This window comes from Anaeromyxobacter oryzae, from assembly GCF_023169945.1.
GTDB classification, from domain to species: Bacteria; Myxococcota; Myxococcia; order Myxococcales; family Anaeromyxobacteraceae; genus Anaeromyxobacter; species Anaeromyxobacter oryzae.
In genome coordinates this window covers 4217858-4228803 of sequence record NZ_AP025591.1, presented here as the reverse complement: position 1 = coordinate 4228803, position 10946 = coordinate 4217858, and the positions used below count along the sequence as shown (strand labels likewise).

11 protein-coding genes are annotated in these 10946 nt (G+C 74.5%); 5 read left to right on the top strand and 6 right to left on the bottom strand.

Features of this window, described 5'->3' with window-relative positions:
- Positions 1-101: 101 nt before the first annotated feature.
- Complete coding sequence (locus AMOR_RS18475; RefSeq protein ID WP_248353131.1) at positions 102-1544, bottom strand: sigma-54-dependent transcriptional regulator; 1443 nt, start codon at positions 1542-1544, stop codon at positions 102-104.
- A gap of 3 nt (positions 1545-1547) precedes the next feature.
- On the bottom strand, positions 1548-3158 hold the full coding sequence (locus AMOR_RS18470; RefSeq protein WP_248353130.1) for a sensor histidine kinase: 1611 nt from the start codon (positions 3156-3158) through the stop codon (positions 1548-1550).
- 126 nt (positions 3159-3284) lie between these two features.
- Between AMOR_RS18470 and AMOR_RS18465 the strand changes: the two genes are divergently transcribed.
- Positions 3285-4340 carry a threonine aldolase family protein gene (locus AMOR_RS18465; RefSeq protein WP_248353129.1) on the top strand — a complete coding sequence of 352 codons (1056 nt, stop codon included), beginning with the start codon at positions 3285-3287 and terminating at the stop codon, positions 4338-4340.
- On the opposite strand, the gene AMOR_RS18460 is transcribed toward AMOR_RS18465, so the two are convergent.
- From AMOR_RS18460 to AMOR_RS18450, 3 genes are read right to left on the bottom strand one after another with little or no spacing between them, the layout of a single operon-like run.
- A complete protein-coding gene (locus AMOR_RS18460; RefSeq protein ID WP_248353128.1) occupies positions 4341-5162 on the bottom strand; it encodes a prohibitin family protein in 822 nt (273 codons plus the stop codon).
- Positions 5163-5186: 24 nt separating this feature from the next.
- Positions 5187-6200, bottom strand: a complete 1014-nt coding sequence (locus tag AMOR_RS18455; RefSeq protein WP_248353127.1) for a cytochrome d ubiquinol oxidase subunit II — start codon at positions 6198-6200, stop codon at positions 5187-5189.
- On the bottom strand, positions 6197-7531 hold the full coding sequence (locus AMOR_RS18450) for a cytochrome ubiquinol oxidase subunit I (protein ID WP_248353126.1): 1335 nt from the start codon (positions 7529-7531) through the stop codon (positions 6197-6199). The genes AMOR_RS18455 and AMOR_RS18450 overlap by 4 nt, the downstream gene beginning before the upstream one ends.
- Positions 7532-7705: 174 nt before the next feature.
- On the opposite strand from AMOR_RS18450, the gene AMOR_RS18445 reads away from it, so the two are divergent.
- Both AMOR_RS18445 and AMOR_RS18440 read left to right on the top strand, forming a co-directional pair.
- Entirely contained in the window at positions 7706-8011 is a 306-nt protein-coding gene (locus AMOR_RS18445) for a hypothetical protein (RefSeq protein WP_248353125.1), read from the top strand.
- Positions 8012-8158: 147 nt separating this feature from the next.
- A complete protein-coding gene (locus tag AMOR_RS18440) occupies positions 8159-9109 on the top strand; it encodes a hypothetical protein (protein WP_248353124.1) in 951 nt (316 codons plus the stop codon).
- Between the two features lie 10 nt (positions 9110-9119).
- Here AMOR_RS18440 and AMOR_RS18435 read toward each other — a convergent pair whose 3' ends face one another.
- Positions 9120-9893, bottom strand: coding sequence for a glycerophosphodiester phosphodiesterase (locus AMOR_RS18435; protein WP_248353122.1), 774 nt, complete (start codon positions 9891-9893; stop codon positions 9120-9122).
- A 102-nt stretch (positions 9894-9995) separates the two neighbouring features.
- On the opposite strand from AMOR_RS18435, the gene AMOR_RS18430 reads away from it, so the two are divergent.
- Together AMOR_RS18430 and AMOR_RS18425 are read left to right on the top strand one after the other, a co-directional pair.
- On the top strand, positions 9996-10154 hold the full coding sequence (locus AMOR_RS18430) for a twin-arginine translocase TatA/TatE family subunit (protein ID WP_248353120.1): 159 nt from the start codon (positions 9996-9998) through the stop codon (positions 10152-10154).
- Between the two features lie 66 nt (positions 10155-10220).
- Positions 10221-10940 carry a ZIP family metal transporter gene (locus AMOR_RS18425; protein ID WP_248353118.1) on the top strand — a complete coding sequence of 240 codons (720 nt, stop codon included), beginning with the start codon at positions 10221-10223 and terminating at the stop codon, positions 10938-10940.
- The last annotated feature ends 6 nt before the right edge of the window (positions 10941-10946 follow it).

Here is a 10946-nt window from a genome sequence, read left to right as displayed (position 1 = left end):
CGCGTCGTGGCAAGCCGCGCGCCAGCGCGGAAGTGCCCGAGATCACGTCCGGGTGCCGCCCGCGGGCGGGGCCGGCCACGCCGGCTTTCGAAAGGATCTTGCTAGCTCTCCGGGGCGTCGTCCTTCCAGCGGGACACGTCGATCCCGTGGTCGGCGATCTTCTTCGCCACCGTGGGGTAGGACACCCCCATCCAGCGCGCCACCTGGCTCTTGTTGCCCCCGGCGCGGGCGAGCAGGTCCTCGAGGTACGCCTTCTCGACCTCGCCGAGCGTGGGTGGCCGTCCCGGGTCGGCTCCCGCGGCGGGGAGCGGCGGAGGTGCCACGGGAGGCGCGGCGTCCGGCGCCGGCGCCGGCGCCGGCGCCGGCGCCCCGCGGAGCAGCACGGACTCCGGCGAGAGCACGTCACCGGCCTCGAGGACCACGGCGCGCTCGATGACGTTCCGGAGCTCGCGGACGTTGCCGGGGAACGCGTACGCGAGGAGGCGCCGCTCCGTCTCCGGGGCGAGCCCGCGGATCGACTTCCCGGCGCGCGCGGCGAGCTCGCCGAGGAAGAAGCGCGCGAGCGGGAGGATGTCCTCGCGGCGCTCCCGGAGCGGCGGGATGGTGATCCGGAAGACGTCGAGGCGGTGGAACAGGTCGTGGCGGAAGCGGCCCGCCGCGACCTCCGCGGCGAGCTCCCGGTGCGTCGCCGCGAGGAAGCGGACGTCGGCCTGGAGATCCCGGACGCCGCCGAGGCGCCGGAACACCTGGGTCTCGAGCACCTTGAGGAGCTTCGCCTGCGTGGCGAGGGGCATGTCGCCGATCTCGTCGAGGAAGAGGGTCCCGCCCTCGGCCTCCTCGAGGAGCCCGGGCTTGGCGCGCTTCGCGTCGGTGAACGCGCCCTTCTCGAACCCGAACAGCTCGGACTCGAGGAGCGTCTCGGGGATGGCGGCGCAGTTCAGCTCCACGAACGGGCCGTCGCGCCGGCCCGGCGTGCGGAAGTGGACGAGGTGGGCGACGACCTGCTTCCCGGTCCCGCTCTCGCCCTCGACGAGCACGGTCGTGTCGGGCGAGGTCGCGACCTTCGCCGCGAGCTCCACCACGGCGCGCATCGCGGCCGACGCGCCGACGCAGAACTCGCGCTCGAGGCGCCGCCGCGCGGCGCCGGAGAGCCCCTCGGCGCGGCGCCGGAGCCGCCGCGTCTCGAGCGCCTTCTGGATCGTGACCACCAGCGCCGGCAGCTGGATCGGCTTCGTGAGGTAGTCGAACGCGCCGGCCTTGAGCGCGTGCACCGCGTTCTCGATCTCGCCGTACGCGGTGGCCATCACCACGAGCGGCGCGTCCTCGCCGCCCTCCTCGCGCAGGCGCTCGAGGACCGCGAGGCCGTCGGCGTCCGGCAGGTTCCGGTCGAGCACGACCACCTGGGGCTGGAAGGCGCGCGCGACGCCGAGCGCCTCGCCGCCGCTCGCGGCGGTGCGCACGTCGTGCCCCTCCGCCGCGAGCGCCGCCTGCGCCACCACCCGGAACGTCTTCTCGTCGTCCACCACCAGGATCCGCGCGCCCATGCCCTAGGCTCCTCCCTCCGCGGGCAGGATCACGCGGAACGTCGTGCCGCCCTCTGGTCGATCCACCGCCTCGATGCGGCCGCCGTGCGCCGTCACCACGCGCGAGGCGATGGCGAGGCCGAGGCCGGTGCCGGTCCGCTTCGTCGTCACGAACGGCTGGAAGAGCTTCGCGCGCACCTCGGGGGCGAGGCCGGGGCCGTCGTCGCGCACCTCCACGACCGCGGCCCCGTCCGCGGCCCGAGCGTCGAGCTCGAGGCGCCGGCGGCGCTCCACCCGCGGGTCGCCGAGGCGCTCGCCGAACGCGCCCGGTCCCATCGCCTCGACGCCGTTGCGGGCGAGGTTCGTCACCGCGCCGAGGAGCTTCGCGGCGTCGCCGCGCGCCGGCACCGGGCCGGGCGCCGCGACCCGCACCTCGACCCCCGCGTCCTCGGCGAGATCGGCCACGGCGGCCGCCGCCTCCCGGCAGAGCTGGGCGAGATCGAGCGGCGCAGGGGTGAGCCGCGGCGGCGCCGCGAAGAGGGTGAGGTCGTCGGCGACGTCGCGCAGCCGGCCGATCTCGCCGCGGGCCTGCGCGTGCACCTGCCGGAGGACCGCCGGATCGCCCCTGCCCGCCGCGAGGAGATCCAGCGCGACCGAGAGCCCGTTCAGCCCGTTCTTCACCTCGTGCGCGATGGCGGCGGAGGTCTTGCCCATGGCGGCGAGGTGGCGCGACCGCGCGAGCTCGACCTCCGCGCGCTCGAGGCGGCGCACGGCGAGCCCGAGCGCCGCGCCGACGGCGACCGCGAGCAGCACCGCGACGGCGACGGTCGCCACGAGGCGCCGGAACGGTGCGCGCAGATCGCCCTCGACGTCCTCCGCCGAGAGCACGAGGCGCAGGACGAGGGGCGTGTCGCCCACCTCCGCCTGCGTCTGGAGCCATCGCGCGCCGTGCGGGTCCTCGACCCAGACCTGCCCAGGCCCGTCGAGCCGGCGGGCGGCGCCGGCGGGGAGCTGGCCGCGGGCCTCGTGCGCCACCGCGACGTCCGCGCGGTCCGCGCCGCCCGGCAGCACGAGCGTCACCGCGCCGCGGTCCCGGACCGCGCCCGCGAGCGCCTCCCCGAACAGCGTGCGCGCCGCCTGGCCGCTCACGATCCCGGCGATGGCGCCGCGGCCGGCGATGGGCGCGGCCACGTCCATCTCGCCGGCCTCGAAGTGGACCGACGCCCGGCCCTGCCCGCGCGCGAGCCCGACGAGCAGCGCCCCCGGGGCCGCGGGCCGTGCACCCTGGGGCTCCGCCCAGAGCACCGCGCCGTCGGCGTCCAGGATCGCGATGGACATGGCGAACAGGACGGTGTCCCGGCGCGCGATGCGGAGGACGCGCTTCTCCGGCTCGAGCGTCCCGTCGGCGAGGTCGATCTCCGCGAGCTTCGAGAGGCGAGAGATCTCGGCCACGAGCGCGTCGAGCTCGTTCCCGATGAGCTGCGCCCGCGACCGGACGAGCAGCGACTCGCGCTCGGCGGCGGACTCGAGGGCGGCGGCGCGGTAGCGGACGAGGAGCAGGCCGCCCGTCGCGCCGACGGCGACGGCGGCGAAGGCCGTCAGCACGAACACGAGCCAGCCGGGGCGAAGGCGCATCTCGACCCATTGTAGGCGGGGCGGCGCCCGCGCGGCGGGGCGTGCGCGCGCACCCCGACCCGGGGCCGCCCTCCGTCATGACGGAGGATCTGGATCGGCCTCCGCCATCGTGTACCATGCGCCGCCATGACCCGCCGCGCCGATCCCCTCCGCCACTTCGCGAGCGACAACTACGCCGGCATCTGCCCGGAGGCCTGGGCCGCGCTGGCCGAGGCGAACGTGGGGCACGCCCCCGGCTACGGCGACGACCGGTGGACCGCCGAGGCCGCCGACCTGCTCCGCGAGACGTTCGAGACCGACTGCGACGTCTTCTTCGCGTTCAACGGCACCGCCGCGAACTCGCTCGCGCTCGCGGCGCTCTGCCAGTCCTACCACTCGATCCTCTGCCACGAGACGGCGCACGTGGAGACGGACGAGTGCGGCGCGCCCGAGTTCTTCTCGAACGGGACGAAGGTGCTCACGGTGCCGGGGCCGCACGGGAAGCTCGACCCCGCCGCCATCGATCACATGGTCCGCCGCCGCTCGGACATCCACTACCCGAAGCCGCGGGTGGTCTCGGTGACGCAGCCGACCGAGCTCGGCACGGTCTACCGCCTCGACGAGCTCCGGGCGATCCGCGATCGCGCCCGGGCGCACGGGCTGAAGGTGCACATGGACGGCGCGCGGTTCGGCAACGCCGTCGCCGCGCTCGGGTGCCGGCCGCGCGAGCTCACCTGGGAGGTCGGCGTCGACGTCCTGTGCTTCGGCGGGACGAAGGCCGGGATGGCGGTGGGCGAGGCGGTGGTCTTCTTCGATCGCGCCCTCGCCTCCGAGTTCGAGTACCGGTGCAAGCAGGCCGGCCAGCTCGCCTCGAAGATGCGCTTCCTCGCCGCGCCCTGGGTCGGCATGCTCCGCGGCGGCGCGTGGCTCCGCCACGCCGCGAACGCCAACGAGATGGCGCGGCTCCTCGAGCGGTTGCTGCGGGAGGTGCCGGAGGTGAAGGTCCTCCACCCCGTCGACGCGAACGCGGTGTTCGCGACGCTGCCGCCGGCCGCCGCGGCCGCGCTGCGCGTCCGGGGCTGGCGGTTCTACGACTTCATCGGCGCGGGCGGCGCGCGGTTCATGTGCGCGTGGGACACGACGGAGGAGGACGTCGCGGCGTTCGTGGACGCGCTGAAGGCGGCGGTGCGCGAGGGGCGGTAGCTACTTCTCCCCCTGCAGGATCAGCGGCAGCCCGCTCTTCCCGCTCCCGACGATCACGATCTTCGCGTTCTGGCTCGCCGCGAGCCGCTCGGTCGCCTCGATCCCCTTGAACTGGAGGTACTCGGGGGTGAGCCCCTGGCGGACGATGCTCTGGTACTTCGCGATGCCCTCCGCCTCGATCTGCTTGCGCTGCGCCTCCTGCCGCTCGCGGTCGAGGGTGAACCGCATCTTCTGGGCGCGCTGCTCCTCGGCGAGCTTGTCCGCGATCGCGGTCCGGATGGTCTCGGGGAGGATCACGTCCCGGACCAGCACCGCCTCGACGATGACGTGCTTCCCCTCCAGCGCGCGGAGCACCTCGTCGTAGATCTGCCGCTCGATCTCCTCGCGCTTGGTCGAGTAGATCTCCTCGGGCTGGTAGCGCCCGAACACCTTGCGCGCCTCGGACCGGACCACCGGCGCCACCACCTTCTGGTCGTAGTCCGGGCCGATCTCCGTCTGCAGCGCGTAGAGCTCGTCCACCTTCGGCCGGTACCGGACGCTCGCGTCCACCTGGATCGCGAGCCCGTTCGAGGAGAGGACCGAGAGCGACTCCTTCATCTCGTGCACGCGCGTGTCGTACGGGATGACGCTGTTCCAGACCGGCATCAGGTGCATGCCCTCGTCGAGCACCTCCTTGCTCGTGCCGCCGCCGAGGCTCTTGAACACGATGCCGCGGTGCCCGGAGTCGACGGTCGGGCACTTGCAGCCGGGCAGGAAGGGCGCGATCGCGAGGATCGCGAGGGTCAGGCTGCGGAGCGTGTCGGCGCGGCGGGCGAGGCGCATGCGGGTGGTCCTCCCGCGACGAGCCTACCGGGGTCTCGCGCGGTCCACCACCGCGAACGGCCGCTCCCCCTTGAAGATACGGAAGAGGAGGTACAGGGCGGGGAGCAGGAACAGCGCCCCCGCGCCGAGCGCCCACAGGACCGCGACGAGCGTCGCGCGCGGCCCCGCCGCGGAGGCGAGGGTGAGATCGGGCGTGACGAGGTAGGGGTACTGGGACGCGCCCCACCCGATCACGATGAGCGCCACCTGGAAGACCGCCGCGGTGCGGGCGAGCCGCACGCGGTCCCTGAACAGCGCCCCGAACGCGACGATCGCGGCGGCGCCCGTCGCGACGTGGAGCGGGAGGGTGAAGGTCCGGCGCGTGAGGCCCTCGAAGACGAGCGGCGCCTCGCGCGACGAGAGCGCGGCGACCAGGAGTGCGCAGAGGAACACCGCCGCGCCCGCCGCGATGGCGCGGCGGCGGAAGTCGTCGCGCAGCACGCCCTCCGCCTCCACGGCCAGGTAGGTGGCGGCGAGGTACGCGAACAGGACGGCGGCGAAGAGCCCGGTTGCCACCGGGAACGGCGAAAGCCACGCGAGCGCGTCGACGGTCGCGCCGCCGGCGAGCCGTCCCGTGGCGAGCGCACCGACGACGACGCCCAGCATGAGCGGCGCGAGGATGGAGGCGCCCGAGAAGACGACGCCCCAGCGCCGCTGCACGCGGTCGTCGGGCCGATCGTAGGTGCGGAAGGTGAACGCGGCCCCGCGCAGGACGATGCCGACGAGGAGGAGGACGAGGGGCGTGAAGAGCGCGATGGACACGCGCGCGAACGCCGCCGGGAACCCCGTGAAGAGGAGGACGACCACGAGGATGAGCCACACGTGGTTCGCCTCCCAGATCGGCCCGATGGCGCGCTCCACGAGGTCGCGCTGCGCCCGGGTGCGCGGCCCGGAGGCGAGGAGATCCCAGATGCCGCCGCCGAAGTCGGCGCCGCCGAGCAGCGCGTAGAGGACGAGCGCGGCGAGGATCACGGCGCCGAGGAGGTCGTGAGGGCTCACGGGGCCGCCTCCGGGGGCACGTGCGGCGCCGCCGCGGCGTCCACCGGGACGTGCGCGATCTGCCGGCGGACGAGGACGATCACCATCACGCCGAGGAAGACGTAGAGCAGCGTGAACGCGACGAGCGGCGCGGCGAGGTTCGTCACCGGGGTCACCGCGTCGGCGGTGCGCATCGTGCCCCAGATCGTGAAGGGCTGGCGGCCCCACTCGGTCACGAGCCAGCCCGCCTCGAGCGCGAGGAAGCCCATCGGTGACGCGAGGACGATCGCCCGGAGCAGGCGCGGGCCGGGCTCTCGCCCGCGGACGCGCTGCACGACCCAGGCGAGCGCGACCAGCGCGAGGAGCGACCCGAGCCCGACCATCACCTGGAAGGCGAGGTGCACGAGGCGCGTGTTCGGCCAGACGTCGCGGGGGAACGCCTTCAGCCCCTTCACCTCCGCGCCGGGATCGTGGAACGCGAGGAGCGACAGGCCGCGCGGGATCTCGAGGGCGAACCGGGTCTGCTCCGCGGCGGCGTCGGGGAGGCCGCCCACGCGCAGCGGCGCGCCGCGCTCGGTCTCGAACTGGCCCTCGAGGGCGGCGAGCTTCACCGGCTGCGTGCGCGCGATCTGCCGGGCGGAGAAGTCGCCGGAGAGGGGCTGCAGGAGCGCCGCGAGCGCCCCGACGCCCAGCGCGATCCGGAGCGCGGCGCGGTGGAAGGCGTGATCCCCGTGCCGCAGCAGCAGGAACGCGTGGATCCCGGCGACCGCGAACCCGGTGGCGGCGTACGACGACAGGAGCACGTGCACGACCTCGTGCGCCCAGCCGGGCGGGAACATCGCGACGGCCGGCGCGACCCCGGTCGCGGCGCCGGCGGCGTCCACCGAGAAGCCCGCCGGCACGTTCATCCACGCGTTCGCGAGCGTCACGAAGAACGCGGAGACCGCGCCGGAGAGCGCGACCATCGCACCGGCGGCGAGGTGGAGCCGCGGGCCGGTGCGATCCCAGCCGTACAGGTAGATGCCGAGGAAGATGGCCTCTGCGAAGAACGCGAAGCCCTCGAGCGAGAACGGCATCCCGATGATGGGCCCGGCGAACGCCATGAACCGCGGCCAGAGCAGGCCGAGCTCGAACGAGATCACCGTCCCGGAGACGGCGCCGACGGCGAAGAGGATCGCGACGCCCTTCGCCCAGCGTCGCGCGACGTCGAGGTGCACCGGGTCACCGGTCCGCCGCCAGCGCCACTCGGCGAGGACCATGAAGAGCGGCATCGCGACGCCGACCGCTGCGAAGACGATGTGGAAGACGAGCGAGGTCCCGAAGAGCGCCCGGGCGGCGAGGAGATCGGACACGGCTCCGCTCATCTGCCGGCCCGCGCCGGGGACCGCGAGTCCCGGAGGGGCGCCGCGACCGCTTGCCGCCGGCCGCGGGCCGGCTTCCGCTCGCGGTGCGAGCGCCCGGGCACGCAGCCCGGCGGCGCGGTGGGCAGGTTCTGGGCTCAACCCCTTCCACCGCAGGAGGATCGGATGAGCTACGAGGATCGTGCGACCGAGACCGTGGAGAGCCAGACCGCGAAGGTGCCCTCGCTCGCATTCATGGGACTCGCGATCGGCGCGATGGCCGCCTCGGCGGCGCTCGTGCTGACGGGACGTAAGCAGCTGGGCAACTTCGTCGCGCAGTGGGCGCCGTCGATCCTGATCATGGGGCTCTACAACAAGATCGCGAAGGAGCTCGCGGTGCCGCGGCGCCGGATGACGTCCGGCGACGCCGGCATGTCGAGGGGTCTGGGCGAAACGAGCGGCACCTACAGCGGCGCCGGCGCGGGCCTGTAGGCGCGCCGCCCGGCGGCTCGCACCCGCGGAGCGGGAGGGGCCCGGGTAAATTGACACTCCCGAAAGGGGGGCAGTAACCTCCAGCGTCCGTTCGCTCCTCCGCCCGGCGTCGCGCCGGGCGGGGGACGCGCGCTCCCCGGAGGCTCCATGTCCCGCCCGCTGGCGCCCGTCCTCGCCGCCGCCGTCCTCGCGCTGCCTCTCGGAGCGCGCGGCGCCGAGCCGCTCGACATGGATCTGTCGCGCCTCGGCGCACCGGACGCGCGGGTCTGGAAGGCGATGGACGGGACGCTCTCGGACGCGGACGCGGCGCTGCGGGCGAACGACGCCAAGGTCCGCTTCGGCATCCTCTCCTCGGAGATGGCGCTCGCGATCTCCTCGGCGATCCTTCACCCCGCCTCCACGACCGGCCACTCCGGGTTCGACTTCGACCTCGAGGCGGCCTACGTCGGCGTGCACCCGTCCATCATCGGGAGCGGCGCGACGGCGGCCAGCGACTGGCCGACCCACGCCCTGACGCCGCACGAGCTCTTCCTGCCTGCGTTCCACGTCCGCAAGGCGCTGCCGTTCAGCTTCGAGCTCGGCGGCCGGATGATCTACCTCTCGCAGTCGTCGTACTTCGCCGCGCAGGTCGAGGGGAAGTGGGCGCTGAACGAGGGGTTCGACGTGCTCCCGGATCTCGCGGTGCGCTTCGCCTGGACCCAGCTCTTCGGGCAGCGCGACTGGGACCTCGGCGTCGGCGACGTCGACCTCATGATCTCGAAGCGCTGGGGCGTGAACGCCGTGACGAGCTTCACGCCGTACGCGGCGGCGCGGTTCTCCCTCGTGCGGGCGTCGACGAGCGTCATCCAGTACCAGCCGACGACCGACGTGACGCAGGCGATGGATACCTCCGCGGCGTTCCCCAGGCTGAGCGCCGGCTATTACCGCACCACGGTCGGCCTGCGGATGACGGCCTACGCGGTGTCGATGGCGGCCGAGGCGACGTACTTCGGAGGCTCGAAGTACTCGGGGAAGGCCGACCCGACCGCGGCGCAGTACCCGAGCTTCCGCCTGAACTCGTCGTGGGGCGGGGCGTGGAAGTTCGGGTTCGAGTTCTAGGACGATCGTCTCACCTCCCCGTCCTCCGCCTCACGACCTCCCGCGTCCGGCCCGGGACGTTGGAGATGATCGCGGTCGCGCCGAGGTCCACGAGCCGCTCGATCTCCTCGGGCGCGTCCACGGTCCAGACGTTCACCGCGAGGCCGCGCGCTCGCCACGCGGCGGCGCGCGCGGGCGTCACGAGCACGCGCTCGGGGTGGACCGCCTCGGCCCGGAGGAGCCTCGCGGCGAGCGCGGTCCGCAGACGCCACGGGTGCTCGTGCTCGAAGAGGAGGCCGACGGGCAGGTGGGGCGCCGCCGCGCGGAACGCCGCGACCAGGCGGTAATCGAACGACGACACGACGACGCGGTCCTCGGCGCGCGCGGCCGCGACGACGGCGGCGGTCGCCCGGGCGAGCGCGAGGTCCCGGCCCCTCGACTTGAGCTCCACGTTCACGACGGCGCCCGGGAGCGCGTCGAGCACCTCCGCCAGCAGCGGGATGCGCTCCCCGCGGAACCGCGGACCCGCGTGCGCGCCGACGTCGAGCGCGCGCAGCTGGGCGAGGGTGGCGTCCCTCACCCGGACGGGCGCGCCGGCGATGCGGGAGGCGTCCTCGTCGTGGAAGACCACCACCTCGCCGCTCGCGCAGCGCCACACGTCGAGCTCGACGCCGTCCGCGCCCTGCTCCATCGCGAGGCGGAACGCCGCGAGCGTGTTCTCGGGCGCATCGGCGCTCGCGCCGCGGTGACCGAGCACGAGCGGCCGGCCCGATCCGCGCGGGGCGCCTCGCCGGGTGGTATCCATGGACGGCCTCCCGTCCCCGCGCGGATCGGGTGCGACGGCGCTTGGCGCGCACGGGGACGCGCGGCTATCCTAGCCCCGCCGTCGCCCTTGCGGCGGAGCGCCATGACCGACCTCGCCATCGTCGTCTTCGTCGCCGTGCTGGTGTTCGCCGCGACGCGGATCCCGGCGCTCGGCGACGCCCTCGGGCGCGCGCTGAAGCGAGGCGCGCCCCCCGCGGACGGCGCAGCGCCGCCGCGCGGGGACGGGCCCGACCGCCGGTGATCGCGGCGGAGCCGTTCACGCTCTCGACCCCTGCCGCAGGGTGAGCTGGTGTAGCCTCGCGGGCCCGTGACCCTCCGCGAGCTCCTCCTCATGGCGATCCCCGCGTCCGTCGCCCTCGGCGGCGGCGTGCTCGCGGCGCTCTGGCACCCCGGGCACCGCGCTCGCAGCCTCATCCAGCACTTCGCCGCGGGGGTGGTGCTGGCCGCCATCGCCGTCGAGCTCCTGCCCGAGATCGAGCGAGAGCACGCGCCGGGGCCGGTGCTCGCGGCGTCGTTCGCCGCCGGCTGCCTGGTCATGTTCGGCCTGAAGCTCCTCACCGACCGGCTCGAGTCGCACCCGGGTGCGCGGACCGGCATCGCCACCGGCCTCATGCTGGCGGTCTTCGTCGACGTGGCGATCGACGGCTTCATCATCGGGGCCGGCTTCGCCGCGGGCGGCGAGACCGGCCCCGTGCTCGCCGTGGGCCTCTCGGTGGAGCTGCTCTTCCTCGGCCTCGCGCTCACCTCCGAGTCACCGGGCGGCTGGCGCATCGTGGGCGTCTCGGCCGCGCTCGGCGTGGTGGTGCTGGCGGCGGCGGCGGCCGGAAAGCTCCTGCTGGGCGGCGCCTCCCACGCGGTCATCGGGGGCGCGCTCGCGTCGTCCGCCGCGGCGCTCATCTACCTCGTCACCGAGGAGCTGCTCGTCGAGGCACACCAGGGCCAGGAGCCCGAGACCCCCGTCTCGACGCTGGTGCTCTTCGCCGGGTTCCTGGCCTTCTGGTCGGTGCAGCTCGTCGGGCGCGGGTAGGCGCCG